Origin of the sequence: Jiangella endophytica (assembly GCF_003427025.1) — a bacterium.
In the GTDB taxonomy this organism is placed as follows: domain Bacteria; phylum Actinomycetota; class Actinomycetes; order Jiangellales; family Jiangellaceae; genus Jiangella; species Jiangella endophytica.
On sequence record NZ_QVAI01000004.1, the window covers coordinates 36,950 to 62,374 of the forward strand.

The following is a 25,425-nucleotide window of genomic DNA, read 5'->3' on the forward strand; positions in this document are numbered from 1 at the left end:
AGGGTCACCACCCCGTCGTCCTCTCGACCAACCCTACGGCTCCCGGACGCGAAAGGCGCGCCGAGGCTCGTCCCAAAATCAGAGACGAATCGTCCGTATGCCGGACCATTCCTTGTGAGCTGGCCGGACGGACCTAGTCTGGCGGAATGCGCGGGAGCCTGAGGGAAGCCTTGTCCCGGCGCGTCGTGGTCGCCGACGGCGCCATGGGGACCATGCTGCAGGCGGCCGACCTGACTCTCGACGACTTCGAGGGTCACGAGGGCTGCAACGAGATCCTCAACGTCACACGGCCCGACGTCGTCCGGCACATCCACGACGCCTACTTCGCGGTCGGCGTCGACGCGGTCGAGACGAACACGTTCGGCGCCAACTGGGCGAACCTGGGGGAGTACGGCATCTCCGAGCGGATCCGCGAGTTGGCCGAGTCCGGCGCGCGGCTGGCCCGCGAGGTCGCCGACGACTGGTCGACGGCCGACCGGCCGCGCTGGGTGCTCGGCAGCGTCGGCCCGGGTACCAAGCTGCCGTCGCTCGGGCACATCGACTTCGCCACGCTCCGCGACGCGTACCGCACCCAGGCCGAGGGCATGCTGGCCGGCGGTGTCGACGCGGTCCTCGTCGAGACCGCTCAGGACCTGCTGCAGGCCAAGGCCGCGATCATCGGCGCCCGCCGGGCTCTGAAGGCGGCCGGCGCCGAGGACGTCGCGCTGATCGTCAACGTCACCGTCGAGACCACCGGCACCATGCTGCTCGGCTCGGAGATCGGGGCCGCGCTGACGGCGCTCGCACCGCTCGGCGTCGACCACATCGGCCTCAACTGCGCCACCGGCCCGGCCGAGATGAGCGAGCACCTGCGCCACCTGGCCCGCTACTCGCGGACCGGCCTGGCCTGCATGCCGAACGCCGGCCTGCCGGAGCTGACGGCGAACGGCGCGCACTACCCGCTGACGCCGCAGCAGCTGGCCGACGCGCACGACCTGTTCACCGCCGAGTACGGCCTCGCGCTGGTCGGCGGCTGTTGCGGCACGACGCCGGAGCACCTGCGCCAGGTGGTCGAGCGGGTCGGCGGACGCGAGATCGCCCCCCGCCGCCCGCAGGACGAGCCCGGCGCCGCCAGCCTCTACCAGCACGTCCCGTTCCGCCAGGACACCTCGTACCTCGCCATCGGCGAGCGCACCAACGCCAACGGCTCCAAGGCGTTCCGGGAGGCGATGCTCGACGGCCGCCTCGACGACTGCGTCGAGATCGCCCGCGCCCAGACCCGCGACGGCTCGCACCTGCTCGACCTGTGCATCGACTACGTCGGCCGCGACGGTGCGGCGGACATGCGCGAGCTGGCCGCCAGGCTGGCCACCGCCAGCACGCTGCCGCTGGTCCTGGACTCCACCGAGCCGGCGGTCATCGAGGCCGGGCTCGAGTGCCTGGGCGGGCGCAGCGTCGTCAACTCCGTCAACTACGAGGACGGCGACGGTCCCACCTCGCGCATCCGCACGCTGATGCCGATCATCCAGGAGCACGGCGCCGCCGTCGTCGCGCTCACCATCGACGAGGAGGGCCAGGCCCGGACGGCCGAGTGGAAGGTCCGCGTCGCCGAGCGGCTGATCGGCCAGCTCACCGGCGAGTGGGGCATGCGCATCGAGGACATCGTCGTCGACTGCCTGACCTTCCCGATCGCCACTGGCCAGGAGGAGACCCGCCGCGACGGCATCGAGACCATCGAGGCCATCCGCGAGCTCAAGCGCCGCTACCCGTCGGTGCAGACGACGCTCGGCGTCTCGAACGTCTCGTTCGGCCTCAACCCCGCCGCGCGCGTCGTCCTGAACTCGGTCTTCCTCGCCGAGTGCGTCGCGGCCGGCCTCGACTCCGCGATCGTCCACTCCGCCCGTATCCTGCCGGTGTCGCGGATCCCGGAGGAGCAGTACCAGGTCGCGCTCGACCTCGTCTACGACAGACGCAGCCCGGCGTCCGATGGCCGCGAGGCCTACGACCCGCTCACCCGGTTCCTGGAACTGTTCGAGGGCGTCACGTCGGCGACGGAGGACCGCGCGGCCGCGCTGGCCGGGCTGCCGCTGTTCGAGCGGCTGGAGCGGCGCATCGTCGACGGCGAGCGCAAGGGCCTGGAGGCCGACCTCGATGAGGCGCTGCTGGCGAAGCCGGCGCTCGAGATCGTCAACGACACGCTGCTGAACGGCATGCGCACCGTCGGCGAGCTGTTCGGCAGCGGCCAGATGCAGCTGCCGTTCGTGCTGCAGAGCGCCGAGGTGATGAAGGCCGCCGTCGCACACCTCGAGCCGCACATGGAGAAATCGGACGACGGCAGCGGCAACATCAAAGGCACCATCGTGCTGGCCACGGTGAAGGGCGACGTCCACGACATCGGCAAGAACCTCGTCGACATCATCCTGTCCAACAACGGCTACTCCGTCGTGAACCTCGGCATCAAGCAGCCGATCAGCGCGATCCTCGACGCCGCGGAGCAGCACGGCGCCGACGTCATCGGCATGTCCGGCCTGCTGGTGAAGAGCACGGTCGTGATGAAGGAGAACCTCGAGGAGATCAACCAGCGCGGGCTGTCGGCGCGCTGGCCGGTCATTCTCGGCGGCGCCGCGCTGACCCGCGCGTTCGTCGAGGACGACCTCGCCGAGCTGTACTCGGGGGAGGTCCGCTACGCCCGCGACGCGTTCGAGGGGCTGCGGCTGATGGACGCGATCGCCAGCGTCCGCACCGACCCCGGCAAGCAGCTCGCCGACGTGCTGCCGGCGCTGCGCAAACGGCGGGTCGCGCGTACCTCGGCGGCCGGCCGCGACGAGGGCGACGGCGGCGCCGACGTGCGCTCGGACGTCGCCACGGACAACGCCGTGCCGGTGCCGCCGTTCTGGGGCACCCGGGTGGTCCGCGGCCTGCACCTCGCCGACTACGCCGCCTACCTGGACGAGCGGGCCACGTTCATGGGTCAGTGGGGCCTCAAGGGCGGCCGCGGCGGACCGTCGTACGAGGAGCTGGTCGAGACCGAGGGCCGGCCGCGGCTGCGGATGTGGCTGGACCGCCTGCACACCGAGAGCATCCTCGAGGCGGCCGTCGTCCACGGCTACTTCCCGGCCGTCTCCGAGGGCCGCGACCTCGTCGTCCTCGACCCCGACGACCACGGCAAGGAACTCGAGCGGTTCACGTTCCCGCGCCAGCGCCGCGATCGCCGCCTGTGCCTGGCCGACTTCTTCCGCCCGCGCGAGTCCGGCGAGGTCGACGTCGTCGCGTTCCAGCTGGTGACGATGGGCTCCGGCGTGGCCGAGGCCACCTCGAAGCTGTTCGCCGCCAACGCCTACCGCGATTACCTGGAGCTGCACGGTCTGTCGGTGCAGCTGACCGAGGCGCTCGCGGAGTACTGGCACGCGCGAACCCGCGGGGAGCTGGGCTTCGGCGCCGAGGACGACGCCGAGCTGGGCGGCATCCTCAAGCAGGAGTACCGCGGGTCGCGCTACTCCTTCGGCTACCCGGCCTGCCCCGATCTCGCCGACCGCGTCAAGCTGGTCCGGCTGCTGCGCCCGGAGCGGATCGGCGTCGTCCTCTCCGAGGAGCTGCAGCTGCACCCCGAGCAGTCGACCGACGCGCTGGTCGTCCACCACCCCGAGGCGAAGTACTTCAACGCGACCTGACGGCCGCGGGGACGCGAGGGGACGGCCTCAGCCGGGCATGCCGTTGGTCTCGGGCCGGCCGGCCTGCTCGGTGACGGCGAAGCGCACCGACCCCTCCGGGTCGACCGACGCGTCGAGCGCCTTGTCGTCGAGCATGGCCGCGGCGTCGGCCTCGAGGAACAGCACCGCGCCGGCCTCGTCGAGGATCTGGTCGCCCATCTCGGGCGCGGGCCGCAGCTCGAGGTCGAGCCCGCCCTCGGCGTTGGCGGCGATGCGCACGCCGGTGCCGGTGGGAAGGTCGTCGCGGCTCTCGAGGTTGCGGATGACCGCCGCGGCGTTCTGGGTGAGTGTGAGCATGGTGATACGCACCTCCGTGGGCGCGCGGGAGCGCACCCGATTCTTCGGTGTGGGGATTGTCGGCATCGGCACCGATGCCCGGAGACCGCGGGCCACCGGCCGGCGATCGTACGGCGGAGTTATCGATCCTCTCCCGGCCGACACACGCCGGTTGACGAGCCGCTCGCATCGCCCACGCTTCCCGCTCCTGGCCCATGAGTCAAGCGAGGTGCGGTCATTCGCCGGATTGGGGTGCCGGGACCGCGGCATGGGACCATGCAGTACGTGACTTCGCCACTGCCTGCGGCCGTCCTGTGGGACATGGACGGCACCATCGTCGACACCGAACCGCTGTGGATGGGCGCCGAGGAGGCCCTCGTGCACCGCCACGGCGGCACCTGGACCGACGCCGACAGCCTGTCGCTCGTCGGCAGCGATCTCCTCGAGGCGGCCGCCTACATCCGCGAGCGCGGGAACATCCCGATGACGCCCCAGCAGATCGTCGAGCACATGCTCGGTGAGGTGCTGACCGGCATCGGCCAGGGCATCACCTGGCAGCCGGGCGTGTTCGAGCTGCTGACGGAGCTGCGCACGCTCGGCGTTCCGCAGGCGCTGGTGACCATGTCGTACCGCGAGCTCGCCGACGCCGTCGTGGCCCGGCTGCCCGAGGGCCTGTTCGGCGCGGTCGTCACCGGCGACGAGGTGACCAACGGCAAGCCGCACCCGGAGCCGTACCTGACGGCCGCCCGCGAGCTGGGCGCCACCGCGGCCGAGTGCGTCGTCATCGAGGACTCGCCGCGCGGCGCGGCGGCCGGGCTGGCGGCCGGAGCGCTGGTGCTGTCGGTGCCGAACGCGGTCGCGGCGGTGCCTGAGCCCGGGCTGGTCGTCATCGACTCGCTGGCCGGTGTCCGGGCGACTGACCTGCTCGCATTGTTCGACGAGTCGCGCCTCGACCCGGTGTAATGTCACACCGCTATTTCACATGGTCGATTTCGCAATAACGTTGCGAAATCGCGACTTCATCCTGACAACTCAGTGACTTCCGATCACACCCGCACGAAGTACTGTCACAGGCCAACCGGTCGGGAACACCGCCCGGCAGTCGAGCTGTGTGAGGTGTGACATGCGTGGCATGAGCCTGAACCGCAGGCTGGCCGCGGGAGCCGCGGCCGGTGCACTGGCCCTGGGACTCACGGCCTGTGGCGGAGACGACGACGAGGGCTCCGCCTCGGGTGATGGTGGCGGCACACTCGTGTTCGCCGGTTCGGCCGATCCGGTGATCCTGGACGGCTCTCTGGTGAGCGACGGCGAATCCACCCGGGTGATCAACCAGATCTTCGAGGGCCTGGTCCGCAGCGAGGAGGGCGGCACCGAGATCGAGCCGGCGCTGGCCGAGTCCTGGGAAGCCAGCGAGGACGGTCTCACATGGACCTTCAGGTTGCGTGAGGGCGTGACCTTCCACGACGGCGAGGCGCTGGACGCCGAGGCCGTCTGCTTCAACTTCGAGCGCTGGTACAACTTCGCCGGCGTCCTGCAGAGCCCCGCGGTCTCCTATTACTGGGGCACCGTGATGGGCGGGTTCGCCGCCAACGAGGACCCGGCCATGGGCGAGAGCCTCTACACCGGCTGCACGGCGCAGGACGAGCAGACCGTGGTCATCACGCTGTCGCGTCCGTCGTCGGCGTTCCTGTCCGCCCTGGCCATGCCGGCGTTCACCATCGCCAGCCCGGCCGCGCTGCAGGAGTACGAGGCCGACGCCGTCAGCGGCACCGGCGAGTCGCCGTCGTTCGACGGCACGTTCGGCTACGAGCACCCGGTCGGCACCGGCCCGTTCCAGTTCGAGTCGTGGGAACGCGGCTCGGAGGTGCGGCTGTCCAAGTTCGACGACTACTGGGACGAGCCCGCGCAGGTCGACGAGCTGATCTTCACCGTCATCCCGGACGGCCCGGCCCGCCGCCAGGCGCTGGAGAGCGGCGAGATCGACGGCTACGACCTGGTCGACCCGGCCGACGTCGAGCTCCTCGAGAGCGGCGGCTACCTGATCCAGCGCCGCCCGGCGTTCAACGTCGCCTACATCGGGTTCCAGCAGAACGTCGCGCCGTTCGACAACCTGCAGATCCGGCAGGCCATCGCGCACGCGATCGACTTCGACAACGTCATCCGGACCAACTACCCCGAGGGCGCGGTGCGCGCGACGCAGTTCATGCCGCCCGAGCTGTTCGGCTGGGCCGACGACGTCACGACGTACGACTACGACCCGGACCTCGCCCGCGACCTGATCGCGCAGTCGGGGGTCACGAACCTGACGCTACCGTTCTGGTACCCGACCGACGTCACCCGCCCCTACATGCCGAACGCGCAGGCCAACTGGGAGCTGATGGCGGCGGACCTCGAGGCGGTGGGCTTCACCATCGAGCCGCACACCGCGCCGTGGAACCCGGACTACCTGGACGCCACCCAGACCGGCGGGACGCCGATGTTCCTGCTCGGCTGGAACGGCGACTTCGGTGACCCGGACAACTTCATCGGCACGTTCTTCCAGGACATCAACCCGCAGTTCGGCAGCTTCGACAACCCGGAGATCTTCGCCAAGCTCGACGAGGCCGAGCAGGAGACCGACCAGGATGCGCGCGCTGCGCTGTACCAGGAGGCGAACCGGATGATCATGGACTTCGTGCCGGGCATCCCGTACGTCCACAGCGAACCGGCCATCGCCTTCCGCGAGGGCGTGGACGGCTTCGTGCCCGACCCGTTGTCGAACGAGAGCTTCTCCACCGTCACGGTCGACTGACCAGATGCTCAAGTTCGTCGTACGGCGGCTCTTCCAGCTCATCCCGATCCTGCTTGGGCTGTCGGTGCTGCTGTTCGTGTGGCTGCGCGCGCTCCCGGGAGGGCCGGCCCAGGCCCTCCTGGGGGAGCGCGCGACCGCCGAGTCCGTCGCCCGCATCGAATCGCTCTACGGCCTGAACGAGCCCTGGTACGTCCAGTACTGGAAGTTCATCTCGGCCGCGGTGCGCCTCGACTTCGGCAACAGCGCCCGGACCAACCGGCCGGTGACCGAGGAGATGATGCGGACGTTCCCGGCCACCCTGGAGCTCGCGGTCGCCGCGTTGATCTTCGCGGTCGGCATCGGCATCCCGCTGGGCTACTACGCCGCGAAGAAGTACGGCAGCTGGCTGGACAACCTGTCGGTGTCCGGCTCGCTGCTGGGCGTCGCGGTGCCGGTGTTCTTCCTGGCCTACATCCTCAAGTACGTGTTCAGCGTCCAGCTGGGCTGGTTCCCGACCCAGGGGCGGCAGGACCCGCGCATCGACGCGGACCATCCGACCGGGCTGTACGTGCTCGACGGCATCCTCACCGGCAATCTCGAGGCCAGCTGGGACGCCATCCTGCACCTGGTGCTGCCGGCCATCGCGCTGGGCGCCATCCCGCTGGCCATCATCGTCCGCATCACCAGGGCCAGCGTCCTCGACGTCGTGCACGAGGACTACGTGCGCACCGCCGAGGCGAAGGGCCTGTGGGAGCGCACCATCACCCGCCGGCACGTGCTGCGCAACGCGCTGCTGCCGGTGGTCACCGTCATCGGGCTGCAGGCCGGCCTGTTGTTCTCCGGCGCGATCCTCACCGAGACGGTGTTCGCGTTCGACGGCGTCGGACGGTTCATCGCCGAGGCCATCAGCAACCGCGACTACGCGGTCCTGCAGGGGTTCATCCTGGTCATCGCGGCGATGTACGTCATCGTCAACCTGGTCGTCGACGTGTCCTACGGTCTGATCGACCCACGAGTCCGGGTGAGGTGAGCGCATGAGCCTGTCCGAGATCGAGGCGACCACCGAGTCCGAGCAGGTCGAACAGCCGGCCGGCAACCTGCGCAAGGAGGCCTGGAAGCGGCTGCGCCGCGACCCGGTCGCGCTGGTCGGGTTCGGCCTGATCGCGTTCTTCGTGCTGGTCGCGATCTTCGCGCCGCTGATCGCGCCGTACGCGCCGGACGCCCAGCCCGGCCGCGGGATGATCACGCCGACGAACATCCCCGGCCCGTCCGCGGACCACTGGTTCGGGCTGGACGCCTCCGGCCGCGACGAGTTCAGCCGGGTCGTCTACGGCGCCCGGCAGTCGCTGCTGGTGGGTGTCGTGGCGACGCTGTTCGGCATGGTCGGCGGCCTGACGCTGGGCATCCTCGCCGGCGCGTTCGGCGGCAAGGTCGACACCGTCATCATGCGGATCGTCGACATCATGCTCTCGATCCCCGGCCTGCTGATGGCCATCGCGATCGCCGCGCTGCTGGGCGCCAGCCTGTGGTCGGTGATGATCGCCATCGCCATCATCAACGTGCCGGTGTTCGCCCGGCTGCTCAGAGGCCAGATGCTGGCCCAACGCGGGGCCGACTACGTCCTCGCGGCGGTGTCGCTGGGCGTCCGGCGGCGGCCGATCGTGTTCGGGCACGTCCTGCCGAACTCGATCTCGCCGGTCATCGTCCAGGCCACCCTGACGCTGGCGACGGCGATCATCGAGGCGGCCGGGCTGTCGTTCCTCGGCCTGGGCAGCGCCGACCCGCGCGTCCCGGAGTGGGGCCGCATGCTCGCCGACACCCAGCGCTACCTGGCCTCGGCGCCGCACCTGGCGTTCTTCCCCGGCATCGCCATCGTCATCGCCGCACTGGGCTTCACCATGCTCGGCGAGCGGCTGCGCGAGGCCATCGACCCCAAGTACCGGCGGTGAGCGTGACGAACTCCGAACCTCTGCTCGACGTCCGCGACCTCTCCGTGACGTTCACCCGCAAGGGCGGGCCGACGGTGCGAGCGGTCGACGGCGTCTCGTTCACGGTCCGGCCTGGCGAGACGGTCGGCCTGGTGGGGGAGTCCGGGTCGGGCAAGTCGGTGACGTCGCTGGCGGTCATGGGGCTGCTGCCGCGCCGCGGCGTCCAGGTCGGCGGCCAGGTGCTGTTCGACGGCGACGACCTGCTGACGCTGCCGCGTGACCGGATGCGCGACATCCGCGGCCGAGACATCGCCATGGTGTTCCAGGACCCCATGTCATCGCTCAACCCGGTGGTGCCGATCGGCGTGCAGGTCACCGAGGTGCTGGAGCGGCACCAGGAGCTGAAGGGCGAGGCCGCCCGGTCCGCCGCCGCCGAGCTGCTGTCGCGCGTCGGCATCCCGGATCCGAACCGCCGGCTCAAGGAGTACCCGCACCAGCTCTCCGGCGGCATGCGCCAGCGCGCGCTGATCGCGATGGCGCTGGCCTGCCGGCCGCGGCTGCTGATCGCCGACGAGCCGACGACGGCGCTCGACGTCACCATCCAGGCGCAGATCATCGAGCTGCTCAAGGAGCTGGTGCAGGACACCGGCGCGTCGCTGGTGATGATCACCCACGACCTCGGCATCGTCGCCGGGCTCTGCGACAACGTCCACGTCATGTACTCCGGCCGGGTGGTGGAGTCGGCCGGGCGGCGCGAGCTGTTCGCCCAGCCGCGGCACCCGTACACCGGCGGGCTGCTGGGGTCGGTGCCCAGGCTCGACGCGCCGCGCGGCGCCCCGCTGCACCCGATCCCGGGCTCGCCGACGGACGTGCTGCGCTGGGATCACGGCTGCGCCTTCGCGCCGCGCTGCCAGAACCGGGTCGACGCCTGCCTCGATGGCCCGCCGCCGCTGGAGGCGTACGCCGGCCGGTCGCTGCGCTGCCTGAACCCGCTGACCGAGTCCGAGGAGGTGTCCGTATGAGCGACCAGACGGCCGCGCCCGCCGCCGAGGAGCGTGCCCCGGCCGAGGGCCTGCTCTCCGTGCGCGGGCTCGAGGTCCACTTCCCGATCAGGTCCGGCATCCTCGTCGAGCGGCAGGTCGGCTCGGTCAAGGCCGTCGACGGCGTCGACCTCGACATCCCGCGCGGTGCCACCGTCGGGCTCGTCGGCGAGTCGGGGTGCGGCAAGTCCACGCTCGGGCGGGCCATCCTGCGGCTCGTCGAACCGACCGCGGGCACCGTCACGTTCGACGGCACCGACCTGCGGGCGCTGGGCGGCGAGGAGCTGCGGCGCATGCGCCGGCAGCTGCAGATGGTCTTCCAGGACCCGATGGCCAGCCTCGACCCGCGGCAGAACGTCCAGTCGGTGCTCAGCGAGCCGCTACGGGCGCACGGCATCGGCGGCGACCACCGCGCCCGGGTGCGCGAGCTGCTCGACGTGGTCGGCCTGCCGGCGTCGGCGGCCAACCGGTACCCGCACGAGTTCTCCGGCGGCCAGCGCCAGCGCATCGGCATCGCCCGCGCCATCGCGCTGGAGCCGCAGCTGATCGTCGCCGACGAACCGGTGTCGGCACTGGACGTGTCGATCCAGGCGCAGGTGGTGAACCTGCTGGAGGAGCTGCAGGACCGCCTCGGGCTGACGTATCTGGTCATCGCGCACGACCTCGCCGTCGTCCGGCACATCGCCGACGTCGTCGCCGTCATGTACCTGGGCGGACTGGTCGAGCAGGCGCCGTCTGACGACCTGTACGCGACGCCGCTGCACCCGTACACGAAGGCACTGATGTCGGCGGTGCCGATCCCGGACCCGGAGGTCGAGGACACCCGGCAACGGATCCTGCTGCAGGGCGACCTGCCCTCGCCGGCCGACCCGCCGGCCGGGTGCCGGTTCCACACCCGCTGCCCGTTCCGGCAGCAGACCCGGTGCGCCGACGAGCGCCCGGTGCTGCGCACGGTGGCCGGCCATCCGGACGCGCATCGGGTGGCCTGCCACTGGGTCGAGGACATCGAGGCCGGGCGCATCCGGCCCGCCGCCGGCGCCGTCGTCGAGCCGGACCCGGACCCCGAGCCCGACGCCGAGCACGCGCCGAACCCCGCGGCCTGACGGCGAGTGCCGCCGGGCCGCGGGGTCCGGGGTGGTGCCTACTCGGTGGTGATGGCCCGCAGGACGTCGAGTTTGGCCGCGCGGCGGGCCGGCCAGACGGCGGCCAGCACGCCGATGACCGCGGCGAGCACGACGAACACGATCAGCTGCCCGCCCGGGATCGCCAGCTGGTCCAGGCCGTCGTCGGCGATGGCACGCTGCAGCGACACCCCGAACAGCAGGCCGAGCGCGACACCGAGGACGGCGCCGAGGACGGCGATCGCGATCGACTCCAGCCTGATGGTGCGCCGTAGCTGACGCCGGCTGAGGCCGACCGCCCGCAGCAGCCCGACCTCGCGGGTGCGCTCCATGACCGACAGCGCCAGCGTGTTGACGATGCCCAGGACCGCGATCAGCACGGCCAGCCCGAGCAGCGCGTACACCAGGAACAGCAGCTGGTTCACCTGGTCGCGGGACTGCTGCTTGTACTCGTCCTGGTCCTGGACGGTGACCGTCGGGAGGTCGGCGGTCGCCGTGTTCAGGCCCTCGTGCACGGCGGCGAGATCGGCGCCGTCGGAGGCGATGACGTAGAGCATGGAGTCGAGCGGGGGGACCGCGCCGTCCTCCAGCGTCTGCTGGCTGACGACCACGCCGCCGCCCAGCAGCGGCGTCTGCGCGTAGATGCCGGCCAGCTCGATCTCACCGTCGGAGCCGGGCAGCTGCAGCCGGACGGTGTCGCCGACGGACAGCCCCTTGGACTCGGCCTGGTCCTCGCCGATGAGGAACTGGCCGGGCCCGAGCTCGTCGGTGCCCTCGACCATCTCGAGGTCGGCGGCCTGGCTGTACGCGACCGGATCGAACGCCTGCAGGAAGGTCTGGTCGCCGTCGACGAGGCCGCCGGACATGCGCACCGAGACCACGTCGTCGACACCGTCGACCTGGCTGACCTGCTCGGCGATGGCGGGGGAGAACGGTTGCCCGACCGCGTTGGACACCACGAACTGTGCGCGGACGCCGTCGTCGAGAGCCTTGTCGACGGTCGCGTTGGCCGACGCTCCGACGATGGAGATGGCCGTGACCAGCGCCATGCCGATCATCAGCGCCGACGCGGTGGCGGCCGTGCGTCGCGGGTTGCGCAGCGCGTTCTCGCGGGCCAGCCGTCCGACCGTGCCGAACGCCTTCGGGTACCAGCCGGCCACCACGCGCAGCACCGGCACCGCCAGTACCGGCGCCAGCAGCGCCACGCCGATGAACACCGCGAAGATGCCGGCGCCGACCAGCAGGGCCGCGTCGCTGACGTCGGCGAACAGGCCGACCGCCATGGCCGCGGCGCCGGCCAGCGTCAGCGCGCCACCGACGTACAGGTGCACTCGCCGGGACGACTCGGTGGAGACGATGTCGTCGCGCATGGCCGCGATGGGCGGGACCTTGGACGCGCGCCGGGCCGGGACGTACGCCGCGATCATCGTGACCACGATGCCGACCACGTACGAGATGACGACCGTGCGCGGCTGCAGCACCAGCCCACCGGCCAGCTCCAGCCCGAACGCCCCGAACACCGTCTTGAGCAGTTGCGCCACGCCCAGACCGAGCAGCAGGCCGAGCGTCGAGCCGACGACGCCGACGACGAACGCCTCGAGCAGCACCGACCGCGTCACCTGCCGGCGGCCGGCACCCAGCGCGCGGTACAGCGCCATCTCCTGCGACCGCTGCGCCACCAGGATCGAGAACGTGTTGAGGATCAGGAACACGCCGACGAACAGCGCGATGGCGGCGAACACCAGCAGGAACGTGTTGAAGAAGCCGAGGCCCTCCTCGATCGCCGACGCGGTCTCCTCGTCGACGTCGGCGCCGGTCAGCGCCTCGAAATCGCCCGGGAGGATCGCGCTGATCTCGTCGCGGACCTGCTCGGCGCTGCTGCCCTCGGAGGCCGTGACGGAGATGCGGTTGAAGGCGTCGTCGCCGCCGAGGAACAGCTCCTGCGCGTAGCGGGTCTCGAACACCGACAGGCTGGCGCCGGCCAGGCTGCCGGACTCGCCGAACTGGACCACGCCGACCAGCTCGGCCGAGACCCGCGGTTCGTCGCCGGTGCTGACGAACTGGACCTCGTCGCCGATCTGGTAGCCGGAGTTCTCGAACGTGCGGTCGTCGAGCGCGACCTGACCGGGGCCGGCCGGCAGCTCGCCGTCGACCAGCTGGAGCACCGGGTCGCCCTCGGCGTTGGGGCCGTCGTGCCAGTTGACGGCGATGCCGGGCGCGCCCTGGGTGGTCATGACGTCGCCGTCGGTGTCGAGGACGAAGAAGCTCTGGTCCTCGATCTCGCCGTCGGCGCGTTCGACGCCGGGCAGTGCGCTGACGTCGTCGACCAGGCCGGCCGGGATGGTCGTGGTGGTGCCCGTGGCGAAGCCGGTGAACAGATCGGTCTCGCCGGGCAGGTCGGGCCGGACGACGACGTCGGAGGACAGTCCGCCGAAGATGTCGTCGAAGGTGCGGTCGATGGTGTCGGTGAACACGTACGACCCGGCCACGAACGCCACGCCCAGCACGATGGCGAACGCGCTCATCGCCAGCCGCAGCTTGCGTGCGGCCAGGCTCTTGAGGGTGGCGCGGATCATGCCTGCTGCCCCACGGAGTCGAAGCCCTTCATGCGCTCGAGGACCTTCTCGGCCGTCGGGTCGGTCATCTCGTCGACGATCTGGCCGTCGGCGAGGAACAGCACGCGGTCGGAGTAGGCGGCGGCGCTGGGGTCGTGCGTGACCATGACGATGGTCTGGTCGAACTCGCGGACCGAGCGGCGCAGGAACGACAGCACCTCGGTGCCGGACCGGGAGTCGAGGTTGCCGGTGGGCTCGTCGGCGAAGATGATCTCGGGCTTGCTGACCAGTGCCCGCGCGCAGGCCACGCGCTGCTGCTGACCACCGGAGAGCTGGTTGGGCTTGTGACTGAGCCGGTCGGCCAGGCCGACAGTGGCGATGACGTTGTCGAACCAGTCCTTGTCGATGGAGCGGCCGGCGATGTCGAGCGGCAGCGTGATGTTCTCGCGCGCCGTCAGCGTCGGGATCAGGTTGAACGCCTGGAACACGAAGCCGATCTTGTCGCGGCGCAGCTTGGTGAGCTCCTTGTCGTTCAGGCCGCTCAGCTCGGTGTCGCCGATGTAGACCTCACCGGACGTCGAGGAATCCAGCGCGGCCATGCAGTGCATGAGCGTGGACTTGCCCGACCCCGACGGGCCCATGATGGCGGTGAACCGGCCGGCGGCGAACTCCACCGTCACGCCGCCGAGCGCCACCACTTGTGTGTCGTCCTTGCCATAGATCTTCGTCAGGTCAACGGCGCGGGCCGCCGTGCGCGGCGAGCTGGGTTCCGTCGTCACCGGTGCGCTCCTCGTCAGCTGGTTCGTGGATCATGTTCCACGCTAAGGGCAGGCGACGCGTTGGTGATCAGCGAGCCGCACGGTCTGTCGGCTCCACCGTGAGGAGTAGGGCACCGGCCGGGGCCGTCCTGCGGGCGTACGACCGGCCCCGAGACGGCCGCGGCGCCGGGGCCGCCCTACAGCGCGCCGGGCTGGACCAGACCGCTCTCGTAGGCATAGACGGCGGCCTGGACGCGGTCGCGCAGCCCCAGCTTCGTGAGCACGTTGCCGACGTGCGTCTTCACCGTCGTCTCGGAGACCACCAGCTCGGCGGCGATCTCGGCGTTGGAGTAGCCGCGCGCCACCAGCGTCAGCACCTCGCGCTCGCGGTCGGTGAGGTGCGCCAGGTTGGCCGGCGTGGGGGAGTCGGCGGCCGGGAAGCGGCTGGCGAACATGTCGAGCAGCCGGCGGGTGATGCTCGGCGCCACGACGGCGTCGCCCCGTGACACCGTGCGGATGGCCGTCACCAGGTCCTCGGCCGGGACGTCCTTGAGCAGGAAGCCGCTGGCGCCGGCCCGCAGCGCCTCGACGACGTACTCGTCGAGGTCGAAGGTGGTGAGCACCAGGACGCGCGGCGCGGTCTCGCGGGCCGCGCCGGTGATCTGCCGGGTCGCCTGGACGCCGTCGACCCGGGGCATGCGGATGTCCATCAGCACGACGTCGGGCTGCAGCGCCCGGGCGTCGGCCACCGCCTGCTCGCCGTCGCCGGACTCGCCGACCACCGCGATGTCGGTCTCGGCCTCGAGGATCATGCGGAAGCCGGTGCGCAGCAGCGGCTGGTCGTCCACCAGCAGCACCCGGATGGGCTGGGCCGTCATCGTGACATCGCTCCGTTACTGTCGTACGGGATCTTCGCCCGCACCTCGTAGCCGCCGCCGCGGCGTGGTCCGGCCGCGAGGGTTCCACCATAGAGGGCAACGCGCTCGCGCATGCCCAGCAGGCCGTGGCCCGGCCGCCGCCCCTCCAGCGCCGCCGCGACGCCGCGGCCGTCGTCGCTGATCTCGACGTGCACCTCAGACGGCAGGTAGCGGACGTGGACGGCGGCAGCGGACGGGCCGGCGTGCTTGATGGTGTTGGTCAGCGCCTCCTGGATGACCCGGAACGCGGCGAGGTCGACGCCCACCGGCACCGCACCCGGCTCGCCGTCGACCGTCACGTCGACCGGCAGCCCCGCGTCGCGCATCTGCTCGGCCAGCAGGTCGAGGTCGCCGAGGCCCGGCTGCGGCGCCAGCGTGGCCGGTTGGGCGCCGCGGTCGTCGCCGTCGGGAGTGCGCAGGACGCCGACGACGCGGCGCATCTCCGCCAGCGCGGACCGGCCGATCTCCTCGATCGCCTCCAGCGCGTCGGCGGCGCGGTCGACGTCGCGGTGCAGTGAGCGGCGGGCGCCGGCCGCCTGCACCGTCATGACGGACACGTGATGCGCGACGACGTCGTGCAGCTCGCGGGCGATGCGGGAGCGTTCCTCGGCGATGGCGGCCCGCACCTCGACCTCGTTGGCGCGTTCCAGGCGCCGGGCGCGGTCCTCCAGCTCGGCCGTGTAGAGCCGGCGGCTGCGCAGCGCCCTGCCGATGCCCCAGACGCCGACGATCAGCAGTCCGCTGATGATCACGCTCGCGCCGGCGTCCATGGTCTGCTCGTCGTGCCGGTCGGAGCTGACCACGGTGTAGGCGATGGACACCGCCACCTGGGCGACGAGGACCAGCACCGACGCGCTCAGGCCGGCGTAGGCGGCGGCGCTGTAGACGGCGATGAGCAGCACCGCGGCCGCCGTCGGCATCGCGTAGTCGACCGCGACGAACGGCAGGACGGCGACGGCCGTGCCCAGCCCGACGGCCACCGGGTGCTGTCGTCTGGCGATCAGCGGCAGCGTGATGACCAGCACCAGCGCCACCCCGAGCGCGTCGGGCTCGGCGTAGTCGATGCCGCTGGGGTCGGTGTACACGAACAGCGCGACGACGCCCGTGACCGCCAGGACGAACGTGATCGACGCGTCCAGCAGCCACGGCTCGATGCGGGGGAAGAGCTTGGCGCGCGCCGTCGTCACACGATCAACGGTAGGCCGCCGGACACCGGCCGCGACTCGTCCGTGACGGCGAGGTGCGGTCTCCACCGGCAGGAGGATCCCCGCGATCCGGGGGACACCACGCCACTAGGTTGCAACGCTAACTAGGTCGCGTTACTGTCTAGCCATGCCCGACGAGAGATGGCCCGCGGAGTGGATGCGGGCCGTGCTCCCGCTCAGCGTCCTGAGCGTCGTGGCCGCCGAGGAGACGTACGGCTACCTGATCGCCCGGCGGCTGGACGAGGCCGGCCTGGGAACGGTGAAGGGCGGCACGCTGTACCCGATCCTCGGCCGCCTCGAGGACGACGGGCTCGTGAGCTCGTCCTGGCGCGAGGGGGAGGGCGGGCCGGGGCGGAAGTACTTCGCCGTCACGCCCGCCGGCCGGGCCGCGCTGGCCGACCGCTCCGAGCGCTGGGCGGCCTTCGCCGCCGCGACCCACGGACTGCTGACCACGAGGAAGGCCGACGCATGATCACCGACACCGAGAAGTACCGCCGCGAGCTGCTCACCGCGCTGCGCCTGCGCGACGTCGAACCCGACCGCATCGGCGAGGTGCTGGCCGAGGTCGACAGCCACGTCGCCGAGACCGGCGAGGATCCCCGCGACGCCTTCGGCGCCCCGGCCGACTACGCGCGCGTCGTCGGCGAGGGCCGCCGCGGCCTCACGCCGTCGGAGCACCGGACCCGCAACGCCGGCCACGCCCTCATGGGCGCGGTCGTCGGCGCCGTCAGCGCCCTCGGCATCACGGCCGTCGTCCGTGACGACGAGACCGCGCTCGGCGTGCCGGCCTGGCTGACGCTGGCGCTCGGCGTGACGGGCGCCGTCGTCGGCGTGGTGCTGCTGGCGGTGCGGGTCCGCGTCGTGCGCGACCCGCGGACCGGCCGCCCGGTCGACTGGTCGCAGCGCTGGTTCGCTCCGTTGGTCCTCACCGGGTACATCGCCCTGCTGGGCGTGTGCGCGGGGCTCGCGGCAGTGCTTTAGACGGGCGGCCCGCCCAGCTGACGTCCTACGCTCGACCGCCCATCCGGCGGAGCCGCGTTGATCAGGGAGAAACGCGGGTTTCTCGACGCGGGAACCTGCATTTCCCCTTGCTCGACTTTCGAGCGGGATTCCCACACGCGGCGAGTCTCGCGGCTGGTGCTCGTGGGCGGCGGTGTGGTCGCTTCAGCGGGATGGGCCGGCCTGACGGGCGCCCCGCTCCACTCACCGCGAGCAGCGGTGTCCACCAACCCGGGGGAGAAGGCGCTGGGCGGGTCGCGCCGGTCTGCTCGTCGCAGGCGGAGCGGTCGCCCGACGGGCGCTAGGCGGCATGACAGGTCGCTCGGTTGCTGGCCGGCAGTTCGGCGACGGTCACGCTGCCGAGCAGAGGAGCGGGCGCACGGTCCTCCGTCAGGCGTCGACGGGCGAGGTGCGGGGCGAGGGGGCCTCGTCGTCGTCGGAGGAGTCGACGCGGGTGGGCAGGGGCGGCGGGGTGCCGCCGTACGCCGGGCACAGGGCCTGGTACGAGCACCAGTCGCACAGCCGGCTGGGGCTGGCCCGCCAGTCACCGGACTCGCGCGCCCGCTCGATGGCCGCCCACAACGCCGCCAGCTTGCGCTCGGTGGCCCGCAGGTCGGCTTCGTCGGGCTCGTACCGCAGCAGTTCGCCGCTGCCGAGGTAGATGAGCTGCAGCAGCCGAGGCACCCGCCCGTGCAGCCGCCACAGCACCAGCGCGTAGAACCGCATCTGGAACATCGCGCGCTGCTCGAACCCGGCCCGCGGTGCCTTGCCGGTCTTGTAGTCGACGACGCGGAGGTCGCCGGTGGACTCGGCGCGGTCGAGGCGGTCGACGTAGCCGCGCAGGCGCAGGCCGGAGTCGAGCGTCGTCTCGACGTAGAGCTCGCGCTCGGCGGGCTCGAGGCGGCGTGGGTCCTCGAGCGAGAAGTAGCGCTCGACAAGCTCCTCGGCGCTGGCCAGCCAGCCGGCGAGCGCCGAGCCGTCTTCGTCGTCGGCGAACAGCTCGCCGACGGCCGGCTCGGCCTCGAGCAGCTCGTCCCACGCCGGCCGGACCAGCTCGGTGGCGCGGCCGGGCGTCCGCTCGCCGGCCGGGAGCTCGTACAGCCGCTCCAGCACGCTGTGCACGACGGTGCCGCGGGTGGCCTCGGAACTGGGCGGCTCGGGCAGCCGGTCGATGGTGCGGAACCGGAACAGAAGCGGGCAGGTCATGAAGTCGGCGGCGCGCGACGGCGACAGGCTCGGCACGCGCTCGGCCCCGGGGCCGTCGTCCCCGGGAGCGGTGCGCGTGCGGATCGTCATATTCGTGACTGTAGATCACGCCTCCGACAGTGCGGGGCCGCACACGCCGCCGGTGCCGCCACGTAGCCTTGGAAGATGGCAACCGGTCGTGGGCGGCAGCTGAGTCTCGGGCGCATCGCGGGCATCCCCGTGTACGTCAGCCCGACGTGGTTCCTCGTGGCCGCCGTCATCACGTACTGGGGCCGCGACTTCGTCCTGCGCTACCTCCCTGAGCTCACCGACGGCGCCGCCTACATGGTCGCGTTCCTGTTCGCCGTGCTGCTGTACCTGTCGGTCTTCATCCACGAGCTGGGCCACGCCCTCACGGCGCGGCGGCTCGGGCTGCCGGTGCGCGGCATCACGCTGCACTTCCTCGGCGGCTTCACCGAGATCGAGCGTGACGCGCCGACGCCGGGCCGCGACCTCGTCGTCTCGGCCGCGGGGCCGCTGCTGTCGCTGGCGCTGGGCGGGCTCGGCCTGCTCGCGGGCGAGGCCATCGACGACCGCGTGCTGACGTTCCTGGTGTGGGAGCTGGCGGTCGCCAACCTGCTCGTCGGCGTGTTCAACGTGCTGCCCGGCCTGCCGCTGGACGGCGGGCACATGCTGCGGGCCGCCGTCTGGCGGGTCAGCGGCGACGAGCATCGCGGCACCGTCGTCGCGGCCCGGTCCGGCCAGGTGCTGGCCGGCCTCGTGCTGTTCCTCCCGTTCGTGCTGAACGGCGGCCGGCCGCAGCTGCTCACCATCATCTGGGCCGGTCTGGTGGCGGCGTTGCTGTGGACCGGGGCGACGCAGGCGCTCGCGGTCGGCCGCATGCGGGCCCGGCTGCCCCGGCTCGACACCCGGACGCTCGCCCGCCGCGCCGCCCCCGTCGCGCCGGACCTCCCGGTCTCCGAGGCCATGCGTCAGGCCCACGAGGCCGGCGTCACCTCACTGGTCATCGTCGACAGCGCCGGGCGCCCCACCGGCATCGTGAGCGAGAGCTCGGTGGCCGCCATCCCGGAGCAGCGCCGCCCGTGGGTGACGATCGGCCAGTCGGCCCGGTCGCTGCAGCACGGCCTGATCCTGCCTCTCGACGTCCGCGGCGACGACCTGCTCAAGGCCATGCGCGAGACCCCGGCCACCGAGTACCTCGTGGTCGACGCCGAGAGCCGGGTCTACGGCGTCCTCGTCACGTCCGACGTCGACCACGCGCTGGCCGCTCGCTGAGCGCCGTCCGGGCGTCGGCCTGTCGGACCCGGCGGATAGCCTCGACCGCATGTCCGCGACCGAATCGTCTCGCCGCACCGGGCCCTTCCGGGTCGGCGACCAAGTGCAGCTCACCGATCCCAAGGGACGCCACCACACCATCACGCTCCAGGACGGTAAGGAGTTCCACACCCACAAGGGATCGTTCAAGCACGACCAGCTCATCGGCCAGCCCGAGGGCTCCGTCGTCGTCTCGACCGGCGGCACGGCCTATCTCGCTCTGCGGCCGCTGTTGTCCGACTACGTGCTCTCCATGCCGCGGGGCGCGGCGGTCGTCTATCCCAAGGACGCGGGCCAGATCGTCGCCATGGCCGACATCTTCGCCGGTGCCCGCGTGGTCGAGGCCGGGGTGGGCTCCGGCGCGCTGACGATGTCGCTGCTGCGGGCGGTCGGCGAGCACGGCACGGTGCACTCCTACGAGCGGCGCGCCGACTTCGCGAAGATCGCCGCCGAGAACGTGGAACGGTTCTTCGGCGGCGACCACCCGGCCTGGCGGCTCACCGTCGGCGACCTCGTCGAGTCGCTCGACGACGCCGAGGCCGACCGCATGGTGCTCGACATGCTGGCGCCCTGGGAGTGCGTCGACGCCGCCGCGAAGGTGCTGGTCCCGGGTGGCGTGCTGTGCTGCTACGTCGCCACCACCACGCAGTTGTCGCGCACCGTCGAGACCATCCGCGAGAGCAACCGGTTCACCGAGCCGGTGTCCTGGGAGTCCATGGTGCGCACCTGGCACGTCGAGGGCCTGGCCGTACGCCCCGATCACCGCATGATCGGGCACACCGGGTTCCTCGTGACGACCCGCCGCATGGCGCCCGGGGTCACCCCGCCGCCGCGCCGGCGCCGCCCCGCACCCGGCAACGACGCCGCCAATGACTCCGGAACCACCACGGCGGCGAGCGAGTTGGGGTAAACAGATTTCCACGTTCGTCGGACCGAAAGTCAACATCTGGTCACTAGCTGATCTCCTGCATGGCGTTCGGGCCGGGCGACTGTAAGGTCTGGCTATAGACGACCCCCTTCCGAGGAGGTGCGAGATGGCGTCGTACGACGATGGCTTCGATCACGGCCGTCGCGGGTCCGGGCGCGAGCCGTCCGACATGGCCGGCGAGGTGGCATTCCTCGAGGCACGACTGGCGTCCGTGAACGCCCAGAACGAGCGGCTGGCGGCCACTCTCCGCGAGGCCCGCGACCAGATCGTGGCACTCAAGGAGGAGATCGACCGGCTGGCCCAGCCGCCGTCCGGATTCGGCACGTTCCTGTCCAAGTACGACGACGGCACGGTCGACGTCTTCACCGGCGGCCGCAAGCTCAGAGTGGCGGTCAGCCCCGACGTCGAGCTCGGCGAGCTCCGCCCGGGTCAGGAGGTCATGCTCAACGAGGCGCTCAACGTCGTGCGCGCGCTCGAGTACGAGCGTGTCGGCGAGGTCGTCATGCTCAAGGAGCTGCTGACCGACGGCGAGCGGGCCCTGGTCATCGGGCACACCGACGAGGAGAAGGTGGTCCGCATCGCCTCGCCGCTGCAGGACTCCGGCCTGCGGGTCGGCGACTCCCTGCTGCTCGAGCCGCGGGCCGGGTTCGTCTACGAGCGCATCCCGAAGTCGGAGGTCGAGGAGCTCATCCTCGAAGAGGTCCCCGACATCGACTACTCCGACATCGGTGGCCTGTCGCGGCAGATCGACCAGATCCGCGATGCCGTCGAGCTGCCGTTCCTGCACGCGGAGCTGTTCCGCGAGCACGAGCTGCGGCCGCCGAAGGGCGTCCTGCTCTACGGCCCGCCCGGGTGCGGCAAGACGCTCATCGCGAAGGCCGTCGCGAACTCCCTGGCCAAGCAGATCGCCAGGCTGAAGGGGATGTCCGAGCACAAGTCGTACTTCCTCAACATCAAGGGCCCGGAGCTGCTGAACAAGTACGTCGGCGAGACCGAGCGGCACATCCGCCTGGTCTTCCAGCGGGCCCGCGAGAAGGCCAGCGAGGGCACGCCGGTCATCGTGTTCTTCGACGAGATGGACTCCCTGTTCCGCACCCGCGGTTCGGGCGTCTCGTCCGACGTCGAGAACACCATCGTCCCGCAGCTGCTGAGCGAGATCGACGGCGTCGAGAGCCTCGAGAACGTCATCGTCATCGGCGCCTCGAACCGCGAGGACATGATCGACCCCGCCATCCTGCGACCCGGCCGCCTGGACGTGAAGATCAAGATCGAGCGGCCCGACGCCGAGGCGGCCCGCGACATCTTCAGCAAGTACCTCACGACCACGCTGCCGCTGCACCCCGACGATCTCGCCGAGCACGGCGGCGACACCGCGGCCACCACGGCGGCGATGATCCAGCGGTCGGTCGAGAAGATGTACTCCGAGACCGAGGACAACCGCTTCCTCGAGGTCACCTACGCCAACGGTGACAAAGAGGTCCTGTACTTCCGCGACTTCAACTCCGGCGCGATGATCCAGAACATCGTCGACCGCGCGAAGAAGATGGCGATCAAGGACCTCCTCGAGACGGGCGCGAAGGGCCTGCGGGTGCAGCACCTGCTGACGGCCTGCTTCGACGAGTTCAAGGAGAACGAGGACCTCCCGAACACGACCAACCCCGACGACTGGGCGCGCATCTCCGGCAAGAAGGGCGAGCGCATCGTCTACATCCGCACGCTCATCTCGGGCAAGCAGGGCACCGAGGCCGGCCGCTCCATCGACACCGTGGCCAACACCGGCCAGTACCTCTGAGCAGCTCGTCCGGCGGAGGCGCCGTCCTGCTCGACGCAGGGCGGCGCCTCCGCCGTTGCTGGCCGGCGCTGGTCGCCCTGGCGGCGACCGGGCTCGTGGCCCGCGAGTACACGCTCGACGCCGCCGTGTGGGCGGGCCGGCACTCGGCGGTGGCCGGGCTGCTGGTGCTGGCGCTGGTGCCGCTCGGCGCCATGCTGGTCACCGTCGCGATGCTGCTGGTCATGCGGCCGTCGACGGTGCCGCCCGGGCGCCGGGTGCGCACGGTGCTGGCCGTTCTGGGCAGCCTCATCGTCCCGTTCCTCGTCGTCTACGAGCACTACGGCACGTTCGCCGAGGACCAGCGGCAGTATTACAACAGGTCCGCCCGCGACGCCGCCGAGCTCGCCGCCACGACAGGCGAGATCACCGACCGCATCCCGGCCGGCGCGTCGGCCGCGGTGCTGGGGACGGCGCTCGGCGCGCTGGCGCTGCGATCGCTGGCCGGGCGCCTGTCGCGCGGGCAGCCGCGCACGTCGGGACGGCGGACGCTGCTGCAGGTGCTGGCCGGCTACTGCGACGTCGTCTGGATCGTGCTCGGCGTCTTCGTCGTCGCGCTGGCCTCGCGCCGGTTCCGCGACTGGTGGTCCGGCCGGGTCGTCACGGACCGGCTCGATCGCTGGTGGACGGAGCTGACCGACCGGTTCGAGCTGCTCGACCGGCTGGCCGCCGGGCTGGTGCCCACGACGGACCTCCTGGTCGCCGGCGTGTTCACCGGCCTGGTGGTGCCGATCTCGTGGCTGGCGTTCGGCACCATCGTGTACGGGACGCAGCCGGCCGAGGCGATCGCCCCGGTGGCCGGGCGGGTCTCCGCCCGGCTGAGTGCCCGGGTGGGCGAGCAGAACGTCGCCCGGGCCTGGCGGGCCGGCCTGGACGGCGAGCGCCGGTTCGGGCCGCTGGCCGCCGGGCTGGCGATGATCTGGCGGTCCGGCTGGTCGTCGGCGTTGCTGTTCTGCCTGGCCTACGTCGCGGTCGGGCTGCTCGGGCACCTCGTCTGGGGCGTGGCCCGGCTGGTCGTCGGACCGGCGCCCATTCTCGACTGGACGGCGCTGGCCGGCCCGCTGGACGCCGTCGCGACGATGCTCGTCCAGGTGCTGTCCGCGGCGCTGCTCGCCGCCGCGGCCGACGCGCTCCTCGGCCGGCTGCCGGTCACGGAGGGGGCGGACGGCGCCGTCACGGCACCGGAAGCGACCAGTACTCCGGCAGCAGCCCCAGCGCGCTGACCCGCACGACGTCCGGCTCGGCGTCGTGCGGCAGCAGGAAGTAGGCGACACCACCGCCCTCAGCGCCGCCGCACTCGATGCTGACCGACTCGTCCTCGTACGACGGCAGGTAGCGCGACCCGGCGGCGTACCGGTGGCCGCCGGCGTCCTGCAGTTCGGCCGAGCAGGGGAGCGGATCGTCGCCGCCGTCGGTGACCAGCTCCGCCCGCCACACGGCGTACCCGTCCGGCGGCGGGTCGTCGGGCAGCTCGTCGGCCGGGCCGAACGCGGCCAGCCGCAGCGACACGTCGCCGACCGCGGCCCAGCCGTCGCCGGCGGGGGAGACGGGGACGTGCTCGCCGCGCGGCCACCACAGCTCGCGGGCCGCCTCCGACGCCGGCCAGGAGAGGCCCGCCAGGGCCACCACCATGACCGGCAGCGCGACGCGGTTCCGCCGCCACCACGTCCTGCTCACTCGTCCACCTCGGCGAGGTCGCGCGAGCGGAGCGTCAGCGGCTCGTCGGCCGCCTCGTCCACCCGCAACGGCAGCTCGGCCTCGGCCCGCGGCACCACCCGGCCCGGGGCGTCCGGGCTGATCACCAGCGTGAGCCGGCCGAGCGCGTCGGAGGGCAGCTCGAACACGACCTCTCCGCGCTCGGGGACCAGCGGGTCGAAGGGTCCGCCGACCATGGCGTTGGTGACCCGGTTGGACGACGCGTACTCGCGGCCGCGCCGGTCGCGCAGGGCCATGCCGGAGATCGCCGCCGGCTCGTCCAGCGCGGCGGCGGTGAGGTCGACGGCGATCCAGACACCGCCGGTGTCGAGGTCGTCCAGCCCGTCGGCCAGCACCGTCGCGGCGCGGACGCCGTGCACGGTCACCCGGACCGGCTCGACGACGACCGCCTCGCCGACCGCAGCCCCGGTGACGATCGGCCGGGCCTGCGGCCACCAGGTGTCCGCCCTGGCGGCGACGGCGCCGGCCGCGACCACGACGACGGTCATGGCGACCAACCCGGCCCGGGACGGCCGCTTGACCCTGCGGTGCCGCGCCATCACCGGTCGTCCTCCGGCTCTTCGGCGATCGCGTCGCCGGCGGCGTCGTCGCGGGGGAGCGTCGTGTGCGCGGCGACGCCGTCGGGCCGCCAGACCCGGCTGGCGTCGATGGTGCTGTCCGACAGCCGCGACCGCAGGTAGGTGAGCGCCAGCTCGTCACCCGGGTCGGCATCGTCGCCGACCGGCCAGAGCAGCGCCACGCGGGCCGGCAGTCCGGGCTGCAGCTGCGGCCCCAGCGTGTCGTCGGCGAGCAGCACGACGCGGTCCGGCTCGGTCTCCAGCCCCAGCTCGCTCGGCAGCCGCAGCGCCGTTTCCGGGAACGTGGTCGTGGCGTCGGTGAGCGCCGTGACCTCGGCCTCGACGACCAGCCAGGCGGCGGCGCCGGAGTACTCCAGGCCGCTGGTGGCGACGTCGTCGCGGATCGTCCAGCCCTGCGCGGCCAGCCGCACGGGCCCGACGTCGACGGCGTCGCCGGCCGCCACCCGCTCAGGGGCCGGCACGGGCGCCTTCGCGAGCCCGCCCGTCAGTACCGTCACCAGCACGGCGACCGGCGGGAGCAGCCAGGCGAGTCGACGCGGCCAGGTGCCGGCGAGGGTCGTGGTGGCGGCGCGGACGGACAGGGGCATCGGCGGGATC

At 71.9% G+C, this 25,425-nt stretch carries 22 protein-coding genes; 13 read left to right on the forward strand and 9 right to left on the reverse strand.

Annotation, left to right across the window (positions count from 1 at the left end; translation table 11 throughout):
• Positions 1-146 precede the first annotated feature (146 nt).
• A complete protein-coding gene (gene metH / locus DZA62_RS09655) occupies positions 147-3,650 on the forward strand; it encodes a methionine synthase (RefSeq protein WP_116948681.1) in 3,504 nt (1,167 codons plus the stop codon).
• 27 nt (positions 3,651-3,677) lie between these two features.
• Here the strand turns inward: metH and DZA62_RS09660 are convergent, their stop codons facing one another.
• Positions 3,678-3,986, reverse strand: coding sequence for a hypothetical protein (locus DZA62_RS09660; RefSeq protein ID WP_116949067.1), 309 nt, complete (start codon positions 3,984-3,986; stop codon positions 3,678-3,680).
• Positions 3,987-4,250: 264 nt separating this feature from the next.
• Between DZA62_RS09660 and DZA62_RS09665 the strand changes: the two genes are divergently transcribed.
• The 6 genes from DZA62_RS09665 (at position 4,251) to DZA62_RS09690 (ending at position 10,806) form a co-directional block, all read left to right on the forward strand.
• Complete coding sequence (locus DZA62_RS09665; protein ID WP_198663595.1) at positions 4,251-4,928, forward strand: HAD family hydrolase; 678 nt, start codon at positions 4,251-4,253, stop codon at positions 4,926-4,928.
• Between the two features lie 169 nt (positions 4,929-5,097).
• The gene (locus tag DZA62_RS09670; protein WP_116948683.1) at positions 5,098-6,756 is read left to right on the forward strand and encodes an ABC transporter substrate-binding protein; all 1,659 of its coding nucleotides are present in this window, start codon (positions 5,098-5,100) and stop codon (positions 6,754-6,756) included.
• A 4-nt stretch (positions 6,757-6,760) separates the two neighbouring features.
• Positions 6,761-7,765 (forward strand): ABC transporter permease, encoded by a 1,005-nt coding sequence (locus tag DZA62_RS09675; protein ID WP_116948684.1) that lies wholly within the window; start codon positions 6,761-6,763, stop codon positions 7,763-7,765.
• Positions 7,766-7,769: 4 nt separating this feature from the next.
• A complete protein-coding gene (locus DZA62_RS09680; protein WP_116948685.1) occupies positions 7,770-8,684 on the forward strand; it encodes an ABC transporter permease in 915 nt (304 codons plus the stop codon).
• A gap of 2 nt (positions 8,685-8,686) precedes the next feature.
• On the forward strand, positions 8,687-9,685 hold the full coding sequence (locus DZA62_RS09685) for an ABC transporter ATP-binding protein (RefSeq protein WP_116948686.1): 999 nt from the start codon (positions 8,687-8,689) through the stop codon (positions 9,683-9,685).
• The gene (locus DZA62_RS09690) at positions 9,682-10,806 is read left to right on the forward strand and encodes an ABC transporter ATP-binding protein (protein ID WP_116948687.1); all 1,125 of its coding nucleotides are present in this window, start codon (positions 9,682-9,684) and stop codon (positions 10,804-10,806) included. Before DZA62_RS09685 ends, DZA62_RS09690 begins: the two co-directional genes overlap by 4 nt.
• A gap of 38 nt (positions 10,807-10,844) precedes the next feature.
• Here DZA62_RS09690 and DZA62_RS09695 read toward each other — a convergent pair whose 3' ends face one another.
• The 4 genes from DZA62_RS09695 to DZA62_RS09710 form a co-directional block, all read right to left on the reverse strand.
• Complete coding sequence (locus tag DZA62_RS09695; RefSeq protein WP_116948688.1) at positions 10,845-13,400, reverse strand: ABC transporter permease; 2,556 nt, start codon at positions 13,398-13,400, stop codon at positions 10,845-10,847.
• Positions 13,397-14,158: an ABC transporter ATP-binding protein gene (locus DZA62_RS09700; protein ID WP_232827333.1), complete on the reverse strand. Its 762-nt coding sequence runs from the start codon at positions 14,156-14,158 to the stop codon at positions 13,397-13,399. The genes DZA62_RS09695 and DZA62_RS09700 overlap by 4 nt, the downstream gene beginning before the upstream one ends.
• Before the next feature lie 176 nt (positions 14,159-14,334).
• Entirely contained in the window at positions 14,335-15,015 is a 681-nt protein-coding gene (locus DZA62_RS09705) for a response regulator (RefSeq protein WP_116948690.1), read from the reverse strand.
• A complete protein-coding gene (locus tag DZA62_RS09710) occupies positions 15,012-16,241 on the reverse strand; it encodes a sensor histidine kinase (protein ID WP_116948691.1) in 1,230 nt (409 codons plus the stop codon). Before DZA62_RS09710 ends, DZA62_RS09705 begins: the two co-directional genes overlap by 4 nt.
• Positions 16,242-16,386: 145 nt before the next feature.
• On the opposite strand from DZA62_RS09710, the gene DZA62_RS09715 reads away from it, so the two are divergent.
• Together DZA62_RS09715 and DZA62_RS09720 are read left to right on the forward strand one after the other, a co-directional pair.
• On the forward strand, positions 16,387-16,731 hold the full coding sequence (locus tag DZA62_RS09715) for a PadR family transcriptional regulator (RefSeq protein WP_116948692.1): 345 nt from the start codon (positions 16,387-16,389) through the stop codon (positions 16,729-16,731).
• Positions 16,728-17,240, forward strand: coding sequence for a hypothetical protein (locus DZA62_RS09720; protein WP_116948693.1), 513 nt, complete (start codon positions 16,728-16,730; stop codon positions 17,238-17,240). The genes DZA62_RS09715 and DZA62_RS09720 overlap by 4 nt, the downstream gene beginning before the upstream one ends.
• 408 nt (positions 17,241-17,648) lie before the next feature.
• Here DZA62_RS09720 and DZA62_RS09725 read toward each other — a convergent pair whose 3' ends face one another.
• The gene (locus DZA62_RS09725; protein ID WP_116948694.1) at positions 17,649-18,554 is read right to left on the reverse strand and encodes a RecB family exonuclease; all 906 of its coding nucleotides are present in this window, start codon (positions 18,552-18,554) and stop codon (positions 17,649-17,651) included.
• A gap of 75 nt (positions 18,555-18,629) precedes the next feature.
• On the opposite strand from DZA62_RS09725, the gene DZA62_RS09730 reads away from it, so the two are divergent.
• From DZA62_RS09730 to DZA62_RS09745, 4 genes are all read left to right on the forward strand, one after another.
• On the forward strand, positions 18,630-19,739 hold the full coding sequence (locus DZA62_RS09730; protein WP_116948695.1) for a site-2 protease family protein: 1,110 nt from the start codon (positions 18,630-18,632) through the stop codon (positions 19,737-19,739).
• 49 nt (positions 19,740-19,788) lie between these two features.
• Positions 19,789-20,688: a tRNA (adenine-N1)-methyltransferase gene (locus DZA62_RS09735; RefSeq protein WP_116948696.1), complete on the forward strand. Its 900-nt coding sequence runs from the start codon at positions 19,789-19,791 to the stop codon at positions 20,686-20,688.
• A 124-nt stretch (positions 20,689-20,812) separates the two neighbouring features.
• Positions 20,813-22,498: a proteasome ATPase gene (gene arc, locus DZA62_RS09740; protein ID WP_116948697.1), complete on the forward strand. Its 1,686-nt coding sequence runs from the start codon at positions 20,813-20,815 to the stop codon at positions 22,496-22,498.
• Between the two features lie 95 nt (positions 22,499-22,593).
• On the forward strand, positions 22,594-23,757 hold the full coding sequence (locus DZA62_RS09745) for a hypothetical protein (protein ID WP_116948698.1): 1,164 nt from the start codon (positions 22,594-22,596) through the stop codon (positions 23,755-23,757).
• Here DZA62_RS09745 and DZA62_RS09750 read toward each other — a convergent pair.
• From DZA62_RS09750 to DZA62_RS09760, 3 genes are read right to left on the reverse strand one after another with little or no spacing between them, the layout of a single operon-like run.
• On the reverse strand, positions 23,708-24,211 hold the full coding sequence (locus DZA62_RS09750) for a hypothetical protein (protein WP_116948699.1): 504 nt from the start codon (positions 24,209-24,211) through the stop codon (positions 23,708-23,710). The genes DZA62_RS09745 and DZA62_RS09750 overlap by 50 nt on opposite strands.
• Entirely contained in the window at positions 24,208-24,789 is a 582-nt protein-coding gene (locus tag DZA62_RS09755) for a hypothetical protein (RefSeq protein WP_116948700.1), read from the reverse strand. Before DZA62_RS09755 ends, DZA62_RS09750 begins: the two co-directional genes overlap by 4 nt.
• Positions 24,789-25,415, reverse strand: a complete 627-nt coding sequence (locus DZA62_RS09760) for a hypothetical protein (RefSeq protein WP_157987576.1) — start codon at positions 25,413-25,415, stop codon at positions 24,789-24,791. Before DZA62_RS09760 ends, DZA62_RS09755 begins: the two co-directional genes overlap by 1 nt.
• Positions 25,416-25,425 lie beyond the last annotated feature (10 nt).

What these genes read in the sequence shown, in the direction of transcription:
- metH (WP_116948681.1), top strand. Translation starts at nt 147, where the DNA reads ATGCGCGGGAGCCTGAGGGAAGCCTTGTCCCGGCGCGTCGTGGTCGCC.
- DZA62_RS09660 (WP_116949067.1), bottom strand. Translation starts at nt 3,986, where the DNA reads ATGCTCACACTCACCCAGAACGCCGCGGCGGTCATCCGCAACCTCGAG.
- DZA62_RS09670 (WP_116948683.1), top strand. Translation starts at nt 5,098, where the DNA reads ATGAGCCTGAACCGCAGGCTGGCCGCGGGAGCCGCGGCCGGTGCACTG.
- DZA62_RS09675 (WP_116948684.1), top strand. Translation starts at nt 6,761, where the DNA reads ATGCTCAAGTTCGTCGTACGGCGGCTCTTCCAGCTCATCCCGATCCTG.
- DZA62_RS09680 (WP_116948685.1), top strand. Translation starts at nt 7,770, where the DNA reads ATGAGCCTGTCCGAGATCGAGGCGACCACCGAGTCCGAGCAGGTCGAA.
- DZA62_RS09690 (WP_116948687.1), top strand. Translation starts at nt 9,682, where the DNA reads ATGAGCGACCAGACGGCCGCGCCCGCCGCCGAGGAGCGTGCCCCGGCC.
- DZA62_RS09695 (WP_116948688.1), bottom strand. Translation starts at nt 13,400, where the DNA reads ATGATCCGCGCCACCCTCAAGAGCCTGGCCGCACGCAAGCTGCGGCTG.
- DZA62_RS09705 (WP_116948690.1), bottom strand. Translation starts at nt 15,015, where the DNA reads ATGACGGCCCAGCCCATCCGGGTGCTGCTGGTGGACGACCAGCCGCTG.
- DZA62_RS09715 (WP_116948692.1), top strand. Translation starts at nt 16,387, where the DNA reads ATGCCCGACGAGAGATGGCCCGCGGAGTGGATGCGGGCCGTGCTCCCG.
- DZA62_RS09720 (WP_116948693.1), top strand. Translation starts at nt 16,728, where the DNA reads ATGATCACCGACACCGAGAAGTACCGCCGCGAGCTGCTCACCGCGCTG.
- DZA62_RS09725 (WP_116948694.1), bottom strand. Translation starts at nt 18,554, where the DNA reads ATGACGATCCGCACGCGCACCGCTCCCGGGGACGACGGCCCCGGGGCC.
- DZA62_RS09730 (WP_116948695.1), top strand. Translation starts at nt 18,630, where the DNA reads ATGGCAACCGGTCGTGGGCGGCAGCTGAGTCTCGGGCGCATCGCGGGC.
- DZA62_RS09735 (WP_116948696.1), top strand. Translation starts at nt 19,789, where the DNA reads ATGTCCGCGACCGAATCGTCTCGCCGCACCGGGCCCTTCCGGGTCGGC.
- arc (WP_116948697.1), top strand. Translation starts at nt 20,813, where the DNA reads ATGGCGTCGTACGACGATGGCTTCGATCACGGCCGTCGCGGGTCCGGG.
- DZA62_RS09755 (WP_116948700.1), bottom strand. Translation starts at nt 24,789, where the DNA reads ATGGCGCGGCACCGCAGGGTCAAGCGGCCGTCCCGGGCCGGGTTGGTC.
- DZA62_RS09760 (WP_157987576.1), bottom strand. Translation starts at nt 25,415, where the DNA reads ATGCCCCTGTCCGTCCGCGCCGCCACCACGACCCTCGCCGGCACCTGG.